A 13,889-nucleotide genomic window follows, 5' to 3' on the forward strand; every position below is an offset into this window, starting at 1 on the left:
CGTGCGTGTTCATGATCTCGGCATGTTCATGATCTCGACGGTGATCAGCATATCCAGCTTGTCGGGAATGTCGGCATCGGGGGCGGACAATCCGGGGCGCGCTCTCAGAGGGACGACCGCCGCACGGCGACCACGAACTCCTCGACCAGCTCACGGTCCGGCCGGTCGGGGAGCGCGGTCCCCGCTGCCGTACGCGCGGCGATCTCGGCCACCAGCTCGTCGCGCCAGCTCCGCACCTCCGGCCAGTCCGCCCGGCCGTGCCGTACGGCCAGGAGCCGGTCTCGATGGGCCCCCACCCGGACGAGGGGCTCGCCGTTGACCGCGAGATTGAGCGCGCCGAGCAGCAGCCGGATCACGTGCATGGCCATCTTCGCCCGTCTGGCCTCGCCCATCGGAGACCCCGGCCTTCGCGACCCGTCCGGATCGAGGCGGCGGAACTGGTCGTCCGCGGCGGAGGCGAACGTCTCCACGGCCCGGCGGGACAGGAAGGCCGTCCTGATCGCCAGCAGGTCGTCGCCGATCCGGGTCGAGTGCTCGACGATCGGGGACCACAGGCATTCGAGGACGGTCGGGTTGGCGCTCAGCGCGAGCACGCAGAAGCGCTCGACCTCCCAGGAGAACTGCTCGGGCATCGGGCCCTCGACGTGGGTCGGCGGCTTGTCCAGGCGCCAGAAGAGCGGGGCAGGGGTCACGAAGACCCCCCGCCTGTCGGTGTCCGACCCCTCCGTCTCCAGCCCGTACGCGCGTGAGCCGGTCACCACCGACAACACGGTCTGCCCGGGTAGCTGGAGCACCATGTGGGGATCATGCCACGATCATCCGACTTCCTTTGTGGAAGTTTCTTCTCAAAAGTAAGCTAATCTGCTGGGAGGTGATTTGACTTATGACGACAAAAGATGATTTCGAGGCTCGTTGTCCGTCGTTCCAGGCCGCGATCGAGCTGGTCGGACGGCGCTGGAACGGCGCGATCCTCATGGCCGCCCAGGACGGGGCGCGGCGCTACAGCGAGTACCTAGCCGCGGTGCCCGGCATCTCCGACCGGGTGCTCGCCCAGCGGCTCAGGGAGCTGGACGCCGCCGAGGTGCTGGTCCGCGAGGTGCAGCCGACGACGCCCGTCCAGATCACCTACTCACTCACTGATAGAGGCAAGGAGCTGGCCCTCGCCGTGCAGCCGCTGGTCGCGTGGGGGGAACGCTGGCTCGGGAGAGGTACGGAAGACGATGGCTGATTTCGGGCACGAGCTGTGGTTCGGCGCGTTCCTCACGCCGGACGCGGCCGGACGCCACCGGCTGGAACGGCAGGCCGTGCTGGCCGAGGACCTCGGGCTGGACATCCTCGGCATACAGGATCACCCCTACCAGCCGTCGTTCCTCGACACCTGGACGCTGCTGTCCGTGCTCGCCGCGCGCACGTCACGGATCCGGCTGTTCCCCGATGTGATCAACCTGCCGCTGCGCCCGCCCGCCGTGCTCGCACGCAGCGCCGCCTCACTCGACCTGCTGAGCGGCGGCCGGATCGAGCTGGGCCTGGGCTCGGGGGCGTTCCCCGGCGGCGTCACGGCCATGGGCGGGCCGCGCCGCACCCCGGCGGAGTCGGTCGAGGCGCTGGAGGAGGCCATCGAGGTCATGCGGGCGTTGTGGACCCCCGGTGACGGCGTGCGCCTGGACGGCCGGCACTACCGGCTCGACGGCGCCCAGCCCGGGCCGTTCCCCGCGCACCCCATCGGCCTGTGGATCGGCTCCTACAAGCGCAGGATGCTGGAGCTGACCGGGCGCCTCGGCGACGGATGGGTCCCCTCGTCCGGCTACGCGGCGCCGTCCGAGCTGGCGGGCATGTCGGCGATCATCGACGCCGCCGCCGAGCGGGCGGGGCGCGAGCCCGCCGACGTCCGGCGCGTCTACAACATCTCCGGGCGGTTCTCCGGCCTCGCGGGCGGCGGCTTCCTCGACGGCCCGCCGCCGGTCTGGGCCGAGCAGCTCACCGAGCTCACGCTCCTCTACGGCATGAGCGTGTTCGTGCTCGCCTCCAACGACGAGCGGAGCCTCGCGACGTTCGCCGAGGAGGTCGTGCCCGCGGTCCGCGACGCGGTGACGCGCGAGCGCCCCTCCCCCACCCCCGCCGCGGAGCCGGTCCCGGCCGCTCCCCCCGCCGTCATGGCGACAGCGGGGCGCGGGTCGGTGGGCGTCCTCGACGAGGCGACCCGGCCGCGATCCGTCAAGCGCGACATCAACGCCCTCCCCCCTGCCAAGCGGGCGAACGGGCAGCGCCTGGTGCTCATCCACGACCACCTCCGGCAGGAGCTCACGCAGATCAGGGACGCGCTGGAGCAGGTCGCGGACGGGCAGGGCGACGCCGCCTCGCTCCGGTCGATGATCAACCAGCTGACCATGCGGCAGAACTACTGGACGCTCGGGACGTTCTGCGCGTCCTACTGCCGCCTGCTCACCACCCACCACACCATCGAGGACGAGCACATGTTCCCGATGCTGACCGGGGCGGAGCCGTCCCTGGCTCCGGTGGTCCAGCGGCTGGAGCAGGAGCACGAGGTCATCGCCGGCGTGCTGACCGGGCTCGACGTCGCCCTCGTGGCGATGATCGAGGACCCGGAGAAACTCGACGGCGTGCGCCTGCAGGTCGACCTGCTCGCCGACGCCCTGCTGTCGCACCTCGGCTACGAGGAGGAGGAACTGGTGGAGCCGCTCGCGCGGCTCGACCTCGACATCTGAGACCCGCGGGCACGAAATTCGGATGCGTCGGGGGGCCCCGCCTTCCTATCCTCCGGACCATGCGGGACATCAGGCTGCTGCCGAAGGCTCATCTGCACGTCCACCTGGAGAGCACGATCCGATGGGCGACGCTCCGGGAGATCGGCGCGGCGAACGGGGTCGACGTCCCCTCGCACGGCGGCGATGACGGGGGGCCGCTCGCCTTCGACGGCTTCCGGCAGTTCGCCGACCACAACTCCCTCGTACGGAGTTGCCTGCGCCGGCCGGAGGACTTCCATCGGATCGCGGTGGAGTTCTGCGAGGACGAGGCGGCCCAGGGCACCGGCTACGCGGAGGTGACGTTCACCGCGGCCTCCCACGGCGAACGGCTGAACGACCTGGAGATGCCGCTGGAGGCCGTTCTGCACGGGCTCGCGGAGGGCCAGGCGGCGTACGGCCTGGAGTGCCGGGTGGTGCTCGACCATTCGCGGCGCCGGTCGGTGGACCGGGCCTGGCGCACGGTGAAACTGGCCGCCCGTCACGCGGCCGTCGTCGGCGTGGGCGTGGCCGGGGAGGAGTCCTATCCGCTGGCCCCGTTCTCCGAGGTCTTCGCGGCCGCCAGGGACGCGGGCCTCCATGTGGTCCACCACGCCGGGGAGACCTGCGGCGCGGCGAGCGTCCGTGAGGCGATCGGCCCCGGCGGCACCGAGCGGCTGGGTCACGGGATCCGGGTGCTGGACGACCCGGAACTCGTGGCCGAGGTGCGGGACCGGGCGATCCCGCTCGAGGTGTGCCCCTCGTCGAACGTCGCCCTGGGGATCGCGGGCTCCCTCGCCGCCCATCCCCTGCCCCGGCTGCGCGACGCCGGTCTCGTCGTCACGTTGAACACCGACATCCCGTCGATCGCCGGAACGACGTTGTCGCAGGAGTACGCCCGCGTCCGGGACGCCTTCGGGTACGGCGACGAGGTCATGGCCGAGTTCGCGCGGGCCTCGATCGAGGCCTCGTTCGCGCCCGCCGGGACGAAGGAGCGGCTGATCGGTCAGGCGGACGCCTGGCTGGCCGCCCCGGACGCCTGAGCGCCGCGTCGGCTCGTGTGGCGTATCGGTCCTCCGTAATCACTTCGTTCCCGACCGTCACCAACGGTTTACTCACGCGACATGGCCACATTCTGGAATGATCTCCTGGATATCGTGTCGGAGATCGAAAGACAGTGACCGATGCCACTTATAGATGAAATAACCGCCTTCACGTCGGCCCATCCGGTCGGCACCGTCGTGATCTGTGTGTTATCCCTGGCCGTGCTGACCCTGGTCTTCTTCATCCTGCGCGCCGCCTTCCGTGCCGTGACGAGGCTCCTGCGCCGCCACGCCGCCGGCCGCCCGGCGGAGGACATCCTCACCATCGTCGCCGCCAGCATCGCCACCGGCGTCTCCGCCCAGGGCATGTGGCGCTTCTCCGGCGACGTCCTCGGGTTCGACGGGCCGCTGCGGCTGCTGCTGTTCGCGTTCATCGAAGTCGCCGTGATCACCAGCGCCGTCCGGGCCCGCCGCAACATGCGGGAGAACTACTCCGCCGGCATCGACGGAATCGCCGTATGGGCGCTCACCGGCCTGTCCGCGGTGTTGTCCAGCCTGGACGCCAGGAGCCTCGCCGAGGCGCTGTTCCGGCTCGCCGCGCCGCTGGTCGCCGCGTGGTTGTGGGAGCGCGGCATGGCGATCGAGCGGCACCGCATCACGGGCCGCGCCCGCATCAACTGGCGGCTCACCCCCGAACGCGTTCTGGTCAGGATCGGGCTGGCCGAGGCGAGCGACAGGACCGCGAGCGAGGTGGACGCCCACCGCAGGCTCACCCGCGTCGCCCTGGCCGCCAAGCGCGCCCGGGCCCTGCGTGAGGCGGGCGCCTCCGGCCGCAAGATGCGCGCCGCCCTCACCCGGCTCGACCGGGAGATGGACCGGGCCGTGGAGTACACCGGCCTGGCGATCGACGCGGAGCGCCAGGAGGCGCTGTTGTCCCAGATTGGAGCGCTCTACAACACGGCCGCCCTCATCGACCTGAACCCGCCCGTCCCGTGGGCGCCCGAGCCGGAGGAGCCTCCCGCCCGCCCGGCCCTGGTCGCCGGGGTCACCGGGGTCGACGACGAGGACGAGATCCGCCGGGCCGAGAGCGGCCCCCCGATCATCGACACCGCGCAGCGCGCCGCCAGGATCCGGGCCGCCAGGGAGTACTGGGACCATCAGATCGAGCGCAAGTTCGTGCCGCGGGCGGCCGACATCGCGCTGGAGATCGGCATCCCGCTCGACACCGCCCGCGAGTACCGCTCGTTGTGGAAGCTCGAGGCGAAGGCGCACGCCCTGATCGAGGCGGCCTACAACGAGCACGGCATCCTCGACACCGGGACGTTCCCGGCCATCGAGGTCGACGAGCCGGTCCTGTCGGCCACCTCGGCCGGCGGATCGCCGGTCAACGGTTCACCGGTGAACGGGGCGTCGATGAACGGGGCGTCGCCCGGCCGTTGACGAGCCGCCCTGGCTCGCCTGAGCCTGGCGCCTACGACCTCAGAGCCTCGCGCACCCGCGCGGCCTTGACGGCGGCGGAGAGGGTCACGATGTCGTAGGCGCCGTGGTGGCGCCGCCCGTTGATGAAGAACGTGGGAGTGCCGGACACGCCGCTCAGGTCGGCGGAGTCCATGTCCTCCTCGATCCTGTCGGCCCCGGTACGACCGTCGAGGTCGTCCCTGAACCGCTCGGTGTCGAGACCGATCTGCTCGGCGTAGGTGACGAGGTCGGGCAGCAGCAGGTCGCCCTGGTGGGCGAGCAGCAGGTCGTGCATCTCCCAGAAGGCCCCCTGTTCGGCCGCCGCCTCGGCCGCCTCCGCGGCGAGCTGGGCGGACGGGTGGACGTCGCGCAGCGGGAGGTGCCGCCAGACGTACCGGACGTCCCCGAAGTCGGCGAGGATCTCGCGAACCACCGGCTCGGCCAGGCCGCAGTAGGGGCACTCGAAGTCGCCGTACTCCACCAGGGTCACCTGCGCGTCCTCCGGGCCGCGCAGATGGTCGCGGTCCGGGTCGACCGGGTCGACGAGGTCGACGATACTCTCGGCGGTGCCGAGCAGCGCCCTGGCCCGGGTCTTCTTCGGCAACATGGCGGTCGCGCGCGACACGATCCACGTGATGACCGAGGCGCACAGAGCGGCGGCGAGGATGCCGAACTTGGCCTCTTCCAGCTGCGCGCCGCTGAAGGCGAGCGTGGCGATGAGCAGCGAGACGGTGAACCCGATCCCGGCGATGGTGCCGACGCCGGCGACCGCCGCCCACCCGACCGGGGGACGCACCCGCCCGCCGCTGAGCCGGCTGACCAGCCAGGTCGAGCCGATGATGCCGACGGGCTTGCCCACCACGTAGGCGATCAGGATGCCCAGTGTGATCGGAGAGGTGATCGCTCGCACCAGGAATTCCCCGCTGAGCGGGATGCCCGCGTTCGACAGCGCGAACAGCGGCACGATCACATAGCTCGTCCACGGGTGGTAGAGCTGCTGGAGCCGGTGGTTGCGCGAGACGGCGTTCACCACGCCCGCGCTCGCCGACCGGGCGAGTTCGGCCGTCGGCTGCTCACGGAACAGCCGGAACAGGTCGCTCGCCCGCTCCAGATCGGTGCGGGCCGCGGGCGACGCGTTCGTCAGCAGCCCCATCGCCAGGCCGACGACGACGGGTTCGACGCCCGACTCGAACAGCGCGACCCATGTCGCGATCCCGAGTGCGGCGTAGAGGAATCCCCCCCGCACCGACCGGGACTTGAGCGCCACGGTGACCGCGAAGATCGCGATCGCGATCAGGAGCGGGAACGCCGACACGTGCTCGCTGTAGAAGATCGCGATGACGCAGAGGGCGATCAGGTCGTCCACGACGGTGACGGTCAGCATGTAGGTGTGCGCGCGGGAGGGGAAGCGGGAGGCGACCAGGACCAGCATCCCCAGGGCGAAGGCCGTGTCCGTCGACATCGCGGCGCCCCAGCCGTCCGCGGACGGCAGGCCGCGGTTGAACAGCAGGTAGATCACGATGGGCGCGACCATCCCGCCGATGCCGGCGATGACCGGCAGCGCGAGCCTGCGCCGGTCGCGCAACTCTCCCATGTCGAACTCGCGGCGCGCCTCCAGGCCGACCACGAAGAAGAAGAAGGTCATCAGGCCGGCGTTGACCCAGTGCCTCAGGTCCTGGGCGACGGCCGCGTCGCCGAGCCGTACGGACAGGTTCGTGCCCCACAGGGCCTCGTAGGACCGGAGATCGACGTTGGCCCAGACGAGGGCCGCCACGGTGGCGGCCAGCAGGATGGCGGCACTGCCGGTCTCCGTGCGCAGGAATTCGCGCAACGGCGTCTCGAGTTGCCTGACCCAGGTGGTCCGTCCCGAGAAAGTGGTGGAGGCTTCGCGCGGTTCCGTCACGTCTCCTGTGACATATATCGGCGGCGACACATTCCCGGACCGGCGAGTGATTTCGCAAAAGTCGTCGAAACGACAACGGATGTTCGGTCCACTGGGACATAGGCCTCAGGCAACTACACTCCTACCTTCTTGTGACATCTCCACCTGACCTAAGGGCGTCCAATCTGTGGGACCACAGAGGAGGCTCGATGGAGATCTCGGGGGACGGTGCGGGAAACCGGGTGGCGCGGCTCGCCGGTGCGCGCGAGCAGGTCAGGCAGGCACGCCGGCTGGTGTCGGCCGTCCTGGGGCGCGACCACCCACGACATGACGACTGCGTGCTGCTGACCAGTGAGATCGTCACCAACGCGGTCGTCCACTCACGATCGGGCCAGGGCGGCACGTTCGTCATCACGGTCTCCCGGCTCCACGACCGGGTGCGGATCCGCGTGGAGGACGACGGATCGGCGGGCGCCCCGTGCGCGGGACACGCGGTGCCGAACGGCTCGAGCGGACGAGGGCTGCCCCTGCTGGACGCGCTGTCCGACCGCTGGGGGATCATTCGCGAGAACAGCAGGAACGACGTGTGGTTCGAGGTCAGGAACGAGACGGCGCGAGAGGCCTCAGGAGTCGTCGACGACGGAGACGCGGCTCTGGCAGACCTCCACCACCTCGAACCGGTGACCGGCGACGGTGAACTGATCGCCCACCTTGACGCTCACCGTGCCCGGCTCACCCGCCGCGCCTCCCATCAGCGAAAGCGTCGCCTCGTAGTCGTCCCCGACCGAGTTGATCCCGGCGCGGGCTCCTCCCACCAGGGGGTTGGTGCCGCCCTGGAGGATGTGAACGGAGCCGGCACGGTCGGCCCCGGCACACGCCGCCTCGGCCTGCTCGCCGGAGGACTGGCAGGCCGAGACCGCGGCGAGCACGCCGAGCGCGGCGAGAAGGACCGGCACCCGCCTCATGACCCGGCCTCCAGGTCGGCGTATCCCCGCCCCGCCGCCTCGATCGCGGTCACGGTGTACGACCGGTCGGCGATGTCGACGGTGTCGCCGACGCCCAGTTCGTAGGTGCCGCTCGGCACGCCGTCCACGTTCACGGTGACGACGACCTGCCCGGCGGTCAGGTCGTTGATCCCCACGAGCAGGGACGCACCGTCGTGCTCCAGGCGATACGGGATGCCGCGGCGCAGGCGCCACTCTTCCATGTCAGTCCCCCACGGTCAGCTTCTGCGGATCGTCGAACCATTTCTTGAACTCGTCCGGCGTGACCACGGCGTCGGGCGAGCCCGGACCCCAGGGGTTCCCCAGAACGATCTTCCCGTCCTGGAACCCCTTCACGTAGAAGACGTGCCGGGTCACGTAGGAGGCCTTCAGGTGGTCGGGCAGCCCGTCGTTCGAGGAACGGCTCGAGACGATCACGGGATGTCCCGAGTCGAAGGACTTCTTCACATCGTCGTAGTCGAGGTCGATGCCGTCCGCGTCGTCGCCCGTGACGTACGGCGGGGCCTGCTCGTTGTAGTCCCACTCGATGGCACCGTAGCTGCCGTGTTCCTCGCGGTCGTACCGGTCGTCGCCGTCCTTGCCGTCCGGGGCGCCGCCCTTGTCCTCGGCGTACAGCAGGGCGAACGCCTTCTCGTAGTACCCGGGCCAGCTTTCCGTGGTCGTGTTGCCGCTGACGCTCCGGGCGAACGCGATGTCGCCGCCGGCGTCCAACGGCAGGTCGGGCGTCATCGTCACCCAGTGCAGTTTTCCGTCCTTGTCCCACACCCGCACGGAGACGGTCCCGTTGGCGTTCTGCCGGATGCCGTCCTGGATGAACTTCGGGTCGGCGGCGGCGGTGGCCTTCAGCGAGGCGATGTACCAGCAGTCGCCCAGCGTTCCCTGGGCCACCTCGTCCGCCTGGACGCCGTCGACGAACATCGGGACGTTCGGCGTGCCGTAATGGAGCCCCGCGGTGCTCACGCCGCTCTGGCTGTTCGCGCCGTCGAGGAAGACGTCGGTGGAGTCGAACCCGGGCTGCACGCCGGGCAGGTCCGCGGCGAGCTTGGCCCACAGCCCCGGCCCCGAACGCTCGAGGAGGTGGCTGAGATGCTCGCGCCGCTCACCGTCGGGCAGGCCGTTGTGGTCGAACGGGTTGAGCCAGCCGTCCCCCGTGTCGGAGATGAGCCGGCCGTACCTCTTGAGGTCCTCGTCGCTCACCTTCGACAGGAACAGGTCGAGTTCGGCGGGCGTGAGGTCCTCCAGGCGCTTGGCGAGCGCGCGCAGGTCGTCGCGGTCGCCGTTCATCCCGAAGTCCTTGCCGCCGAGCCCCTTCATCGCGTCGAGCACCTGGTTGACCTTGCCCTGGTCCGGCTCGTCCCGGTCGAAGACGATCATCGGATCGACGACCGTGCCGGGAGGGAAGGCGCCACTGGCGGGCGAGATCCGGTCGCAGCGGCGGTCGATCTCCCCCGCCGTATCCGGCAGGGCGGTCGCCAGCAGACCGGGCACGCCCTTGGGCTCCCCGCCGCGCATCGTGTCCAGCAACGGCTGGTAGGACGTCGGGCGCACGCCGTTCAGCGCGGACTCCGCGTCGCCGAGCAGCTTGGCGAGGTCGCGCTGGAGCCCGCCGGCCCCGCCGCCCGCCTTCCTGAGCTCCCTGGCCAGCAGGCGGATCTTGTCGACGTCGAAACCGGCGTAGGTCATTTGGCCGCCTTCTTCGCCGCGTCGGCCTGCCGTTCAAGGCTCTCGGCCTCCCTGATCCAGGCGCCGGCGTCCAGAACGAGCCGGTCGGCCATCCCGTTCAGATGCCGCTTGTGATCCTGGAGGCGGCTGGTCGTCTCCCGGGCGTACCAGCCCTGCCAGGCGTCCTTCTCGGTCGCGGCCGCCACGGCCTGGTCGAGGAAGGGGCCGAGCGTCTCGGCCATGGTCCTCGCCCGCCGCGCGCACTCCCGGAGCTCATGGGCCCGCCTGCGCAGGGATTCGGGGCTTTCCTCCGGATCCGTGGGGATCATGGAGGTCATGCTAACGACGATCACCCTGCCCCGGGGGCGACTCTGAGGATCCGCGATAGGACGGCCGCCAGGGTGGTACACCAACCCACAAAGGGCGCTTCACAGGAGGTGATATTTCCAACTAAATTTGTAGGAAAATAGGGAGGATACGCATGGCTTTGCCTGACTTCCTGGTGATCGGAGTCCCGAAGGCCGGGACGACCGCCCTGCACACCGCCCTGGCCCGGCATCCGGGGCTGTTCATGTCGGCCGTCAAGGAGCCGAAGTTCTTCCTCACCGACGGCCCGCCCCCGCCGGGCGTGGGCCCGGGAGACGCCGAGACCTACCGCGAGCACGTGTGGCGGCGGGCCGACTACGAGGCGCTCTTCGACGGGGCTCCCCCCGGAGCGCTCCGCGGCGAGGCGACCCCGTTCTACCTCTACGACCTGGCCGCCCAGCGGCGGATCCGGGACGCGGCGCCGGGAACCAAGCTGATCGTCTCGCTGCGCGACCCCGTCGAGCGCGCGCACTCCAACTGGACCCACCTCTGGTCCGCCGGGCTGGAACCGATCGGCGACGTGATCGACGCGTGCGCACGGGAACGGAGCAGGATCGCGGCGGGCTGGGCGCCGTTCTGGCACTACGTCGCGATCGGCAGGTACGGCGAGCAGCTCAGGCACCTGTTCGCGCTGTTCCCGCGCGAGCAGGTGCTGCTCTTCCGCTATCGGGACGTGGTCGACCGGCCGGCCGACACCCTGGACCGCATCTGCGCCTTCCTCGGGGTCGAGCGGGGGCTGATCACCGAGATCCCCCGGGAGAACGTCACCGCCCATCCGCCGGAGACCCGGCGCCACGAGATGCTCTCCCAGCTCGTACGGCTGGGCGACCGGTACCTGGGGCAACGGCTGACGGCGCCCATGGAAAGGGTCCTCCAGCGGGGCGGCCGGGCCCGGCGGCCCCTGACCTGGGCACAACGTCAGGAACTGCTGTCCTACTTCGCCGCGGACATCGCCCTCCTCCAAGAGGTCACGGAGGAGGACTTCAGCGACTGGCTCCGCCCCCGCGAGAGGTCGGGCGGCCTCGTGGGCAGCCGGCCCTCGGGACAGCGGCAGGCGCGCAACGGACGGCCGAGGCGCGGGACGGCGTAGCCCCGCGCGGGGTCAGCGCAGTTCGGTGCGCAACTCGTGGGCGCCGTCCGCGCGGGTCAGCTCGTAGTAGAGCCGGTGGCCTCCGTCGACGGGCACGATGTCCAGGTAACGCAGCCCTCCGCCGGCGTGGCCCGACTGCGCGGCGGGCCCGGTCCCCGTCGCCGTCAGCGTCGACGGGTCGGGGCCGATCGCGACGCCGGTGCGCTCCTCGTAGTTCTGCTCCGCCGACGCCCTGCCGTCGTAGTAGGCGATGACGGTCTCCCCCGTGAAGGTGACCGCGCTGACACGCACGCCGCGGGAGTCCCAGGCACCTGGCCGCCGGTCGAGGGCGGTCCCCTGCCAGGCCCAGTCGAGCCCGTTGACGCTGGTCGCGTAGTCGGTGACCATCTGGTCGGCCTCCTGCGGGTCCTCCAGTGGGTGGCAGGACGCCCACAGGTGCCACATGTCGCCGTGGTGCACGATCACGGGGTCCTTGACCCCGGTCTTCAGGTCGCCGGGGAGCACGACCCGGGCGGCGGCGGGGTCGAAGGCCGCGGGGTCGTCGGCTTCGAGGACCTCCACCCGCCAGTGCTTGGTGCCGTACGTGGCGCAGCTGAGGTAGAGGCGCCACCTGCCCTCGGGGGTCACCACGAGAGTGGGACGCTCCAGGGACTCGGTGTTCATCTGCTCCTTCGAGATGGTGAGCAGCGTCTCGAAGTTCTCGCCGTCCGCCGACCTCGCCACCTCGATCGCGTATCCGCGGCCGGCGCCGATGGGCCGGCGCAGCCGGTAGGCGAGGTAGATCCACCCGTCCCTGCTGACGGCGCTGGGCGCGCCCGCCCAGAATCCGGCCCCGTCTCCGGGCGGGGGCACCGCGACGACTGACCGTTCCGGCTTCGGTATGAACACGTCGGACTCTCCGTTGATCACATGATGGCGATGGTCAGCCCGGCCTCGGGCATCCCTCCTCTTAACAGAGGATCAAGGCGACTGCCAAGCATTTCTCGCTTCCGGCTGCCATCTCTATACAAAACCCGTCGGATTAGGCGGGTTTTGTCATGATAGGCGAGACCGGCGATAGCCCGCCTCCCCCTGTCGCGCCCGAGCCACTCGAACGGTATATGACTGGTGTCATGGACAAGGCAGACATCGGAGTGACCGGGCTGGCCGTCATGGGCCGCAACCTGGCCAGGAACTTCGCCCATCACGGATATGTGGTCGCGGTGCACAATCGCACCGAGGAGCGCACGAACCAGTTCATGGACGACTACCGGGACGAGGGCTCTTTCCTCCCCTCGGGCTCGGTCCAGGACTTCGTCGCGTCGCTGAACCGCCCCCGCAAGGCGATCATCATGGTGAAGGCGGGAGGCCCCACCGACGCGGTGATCGAAGAGCTGGCCGCCCACATGGAACCGGGCGACATGATCATCGACGGCGGCAACGCGAACTTCGCGGACACCCGTCGCAGGGAGGCGGCGTTGAAGGAGCGCGGCCTCCTTTTCGTCGGCTCCGGGATCTCCGGCGGCGAGGAGGGCGCCCTCAACGGGCCGAGCATCATGCCCGGCGGGGACGCCGAGGCGTACAAGACGCTCGGACCGCTGCTCGAGGACATCTCGGCGAAGGTCGACGGGACGCCGTGCTGCGTGCACGTGGGCCCCGACGGCGCCGGGCACTTCGTGAAGATGGTGCACAACGGCATCGAGTACGCCGACATGCAGCTGATCGCCGAGTCCTACGACCTGCTGCGCCAGGCGCAGGGCCTGGCCCCCGCGGAGATCGCCGACGTCTTCCGCGAGTGGAACCAGGGCGAGCTCGAGTCGTACCTCATCGAGATCACCGCCGAGGTGCTGGGCCACGTCGACGCCGAGACCGGCAAGCCGTTCGTCGACGTCGTGGTCGACCAGGCCGAGCAGAAGGGCACCGGCCGCTGGACCGTGCAGAGCGCCCTCGACCTCGGCGTCCCGGTGACCGGCATCGCGGAGGCGGTGTTCTCCCGCGCCCTGTCGGGCCACCCCGAGCAGCGCGCGGCCGCACGCGCGCTGGCGGGCCCGAACGGGACGGCCGCGCACGCGAACCTCGTCGAGGACGTGCGCCGGGCGCTCTACGCCTCCAAGATCGTCGCCTACGCCCAGGGCTTCGACCAGATGGTGGCGGCGAGCGAGGAGTACGGCTGGGACATCGACCTCGGGGCCATGGCCACGATCTGGCGCGGAGGCTGCATCATCCGGGCGCGCTTCCTCGACCGGATCCGCGAGGCCTACGACGCCGACCGCCGGCTGCCCACCCTGCTGGTCGACCCGACCTTCGCCGAGGCGCTCACCGCCGCCCAGGACTCCTGGCGCCGCGTGGTGGCGACGGCGGCGACGATCGGCGTCCCGACGCCGGGCTTCTCCTCGGCGCTCGCCTACTACGACGCCCTGCGCCGGGACCGCCTGCCCGCGTCGCTCGTCCAGGGCCTGCGGGACTTCTTCGGCGCCCACACCTACCGCCGCGTCGACCGCGACGGCTCCTTCCACACCGACTGGTCCGCCGACCGCTCGGAGAGCCCCGCCTGATCACGCCGGACGGCTGAGCAGGCGGAGAAGCAGAAACAGAACGTACGGCCTGCGCCCAAGGGGGCGCAGGCCGTACGTCTTTCTCAAGGGAGTCTTCGCCGCGAAGTCA

General features: G+C 70.5%; 13 protein-coding genes and 1 pseudogene. 7 read left to right on the plus strand and 7 right to left on the minus strand.

What is annotated here, in order from left to right; all coding sequences use genetic code 11:
- Positions 1 to 104 precede the first annotated feature (104 nt).
- The gene (locus Psi02_RS34385; protein WP_203980040.1) at positions 105 to 797 is read right to left on the minus strand and encodes a nucleotidyltransferase domain-containing protein; all 693 of its coding nucleotides are present in this window, start codon (positions 795 to 797) and stop codon (positions 105 to 107) included.
- 86 nt (positions 798 to 883) lie between these two features.
- Here Psi02_RS34385 and Psi02_RS34390 point away from each other — a divergent pair, with 86 nt between their 5' ends.
- The 4 genes from Psi02_RS34390 (at position 884) to Psi02_RS34405 (ending at position 5,224) form a co-directional block, all read left to right on the plus strand.
- Positions 884 to 1,228: a winged helix-turn-helix transcriptional regulator gene (locus tag Psi02_RS34390; RefSeq protein ID WP_203980041.1), complete on the plus strand. Its 345-nt coding sequence runs from the start codon at positions 884 to 886 to the stop codon at positions 1,226 to 1,228.
- Positions 1,221 to 2,726, plus strand: coding sequence for an LLM class flavin-dependent oxidoreductase (locus tag Psi02_RS34395; RefSeq protein ID WP_203980042.1), 1,506 nt, complete (start codon positions 1,221 to 1,223; stop codon positions 2,724 to 2,726). Before Psi02_RS34390 ends, Psi02_RS34395 begins: the two co-directional genes overlap by 8 nt.
- Positions 2,727 to 2,785: 59 nt before the next feature.
- On the plus strand, positions 2,786 to 3,784 hold the full coding sequence (gene add, locus Psi02_RS34400; protein ID WP_203980043.1) for an adenosine deaminase: 999 nt from the start codon (positions 2,786 to 2,788) through the stop codon (positions 3,782 to 3,784).
- Between the two features lie 141 nt (positions 3,785 to 3,925).
- Positions 3,926 to 5,224 (plus strand): hypothetical protein, encoded by a 1,299-nt coding sequence (locus Psi02_RS34405; protein ID WP_203980044.1) that lies wholly within the window; start codon positions 3,926 to 3,928, stop codon positions 5,222 to 5,224.
- Positions 5,225 to 5,255: 31 nt separating this feature from the next.
- Here the strand turns inward: Psi02_RS34405 and nhaA are convergent, their stop codons facing one another.
- On the minus strand, positions 5,256 to 7,145 hold the full coding sequence (gene nhaA, locus Psi02_RS34410) for a Na+/H+ antiporter NhaA (protein WP_203980045.1): 1,890 nt from the start codon (positions 7,143 to 7,145) through the stop codon (positions 5,256 to 5,258).
- Positions 7,146 to 7,333: 188 nt separating this feature from the next.
- Here nhaA and Psi02_RS40430 point away from each other — a divergent pair.
- A pseudogene (locus Psi02_RS40430) lies at positions 7,334 to 7,705 on the plus strand (ATP-binding protein); the annotation flags it as partial.
- 42 nt (positions 7,706 to 7,747) lie between these two features.
- Here the strand turns inward: Psi02_RS40430 and Psi02_RS40435 are convergent.
- From Psi02_RS40435 to Psi02_RS34430, 4 genes are read right to left on the minus strand one after another with little or no spacing between them, the layout of a single operon-like run.
- Entirely contained in the window at positions 7,748 to 8,089 is a 342-nt protein-coding gene (locus Psi02_RS40435) for a hypothetical protein (protein ID WP_239095415.1), read from the minus strand.
- Positions 8,086 to 8,331 (minus strand): DUF6406 domain-containing protein, encoded by a 246-nt coding sequence (locus Psi02_RS34420; RefSeq protein WP_203980047.1) that lies wholly within the window; start codon positions 8,329 to 8,331, stop codon positions 8,086 to 8,088. Before Psi02_RS34420 ends, Psi02_RS40435 begins: the two co-directional genes overlap by 4 nt.
- Before the next feature lies 1 nt (position 8,332).
- Positions 8,333 to 9,811 (minus strand): C2 family cysteine protease, encoded by a 1,479-nt coding sequence (locus Psi02_RS34425; protein ID WP_203980048.1) that lies wholly within the window; start codon positions 9,809 to 9,811, stop codon positions 8,333 to 8,335.
- Positions 9,808 to 10,119: a hypothetical protein gene (locus Psi02_RS34430; RefSeq protein WP_203980049.1), complete on the minus strand. Its 312-nt coding sequence runs from the start codon at positions 10,117 to 10,119 to the stop codon at positions 9,808 to 9,810. The genes Psi02_RS34425 and Psi02_RS34430 overlap by 4 nt, the downstream gene beginning before the upstream one ends.
- 152 nt (positions 10,120 to 10,271) lie before the next feature.
- Here Psi02_RS34430 and Psi02_RS34435 point away from each other — a divergent pair, with 152 nt between their 5' ends.
- Positions 10,272 to 11,246 (plus strand): sulfotransferase family protein, encoded by a 975-nt coding sequence (locus Psi02_RS34435; protein ID WP_203980050.1) that lies wholly within the window; start codon positions 10,272 to 10,274, stop codon positions 11,244 to 11,246.
- A gap of 12 nt (positions 11,247 to 11,258) precedes the next feature.
- On the opposite strand, the gene Psi02_RS34440 is transcribed toward Psi02_RS34435, so the two are convergent.
- Complete coding sequence (locus tag Psi02_RS34440) at positions 11,259 to 12,134, minus strand: hypothetical protein (RefSeq protein WP_203980051.1); 876 nt, start codon at positions 12,132 to 12,134, stop codon at positions 11,259 to 11,261.
- Positions 12,135 to 12,358: 224 nt separating this feature from the next.
- Between Psi02_RS34440 and gnd the strand changes: the two genes are divergently transcribed.
- Positions 12,359 to 13,780, plus strand: coding sequence for an NADP-dependent phosphogluconate dehydrogenase (gnd, locus tag Psi02_RS34445; protein ID WP_203980052.1), 1,422 nt, complete (start codon positions 12,359 to 12,361; stop codon positions 13,778 to 13,780).
- Positions 13,781 to 13,889: the final 109 nt, after the last annotated feature.

It is taken from the genome of Planotetraspora silvatica, from assembly GCF_016863315.1.
GTDB lineage: Bacteria > Actinomycetota > Actinomycetes > Streptosporangiales > Streptosporangiaceae > Planotetraspora > Planotetraspora silvatica.

Coding starts and splice junctions, on each gene's coding strand:
- Psi02_RS40435 (WP_239095415.1), bottom strand. CDS start 8,089: ATGAGGCGGGTGCCGGTCCTTCTCGCCGCGCTCGGCGTGCTCGCCGCG.
- Psi02_RS34420 (WP_203980047.1), bottom strand. CDS start 8,331: ATGGAAGAGTGGCGCCTGCGCCGCGGCATCCCGTATCGCCTGGAGCAC.
- Psi02_RS34430 (WP_203980049.1), bottom strand. CDS start 10,119: ATGATCCCCACGGATCCGGAGGAAAGCCCCGAATCCCTGCGCAGGCGG.
- Psi02_RS34425 (WP_203980048.1), bottom strand. CDS start 9,811: ATGACCTACGCCGGTTTCGACGTCGACAAGATCCGCCTGCTGGCCAGG.
- Psi02_RS34435 (WP_203980050.1), top strand. CDS start 10,272: ATGGCTTTGCCTGACTTCCTGGTGATCGGAGTCCCGAAGGCCGGGACG.
- add (WP_203980043.1), top strand. CDS start 2,786: ATGCGGGACATCAGGCTGCTGCCGAAGGCTCATCTGCACGTCCACCTG.
- Psi02_RS34395 (WP_203980042.1), top strand. CDS start 1,221: ATGGCTGATTTCGGGCACGAGCTGTGGTTCGGCGCGTTCCTCACGCCG.
- Psi02_RS34385 (WP_203980040.1), bottom strand. CDS start 797: ATGGTGCTCCAGCTACCCGGGCAGACCGTGTTGTCGGTGGTGACCGGC.
- Psi02_RS34390 (WP_203980041.1), top strand. CDS start 884: ATGACGACAAAAGATGATTTCGAGGCTCGTTGTCCGTCGTTCCAGGCC.
- Psi02_RS34405 (WP_203980044.1), top strand. CDS start 3,926: ATGCCACTTATAGATGAAATAACCGCCTTCACGTCGGCCCATCCGGTC.
- gnd (WP_203980052.1), top strand. CDS start 12,359: ATGGACAAGGCAGACATCGGAGTGACCGGGCTGGCCGTCATGGGCCGC.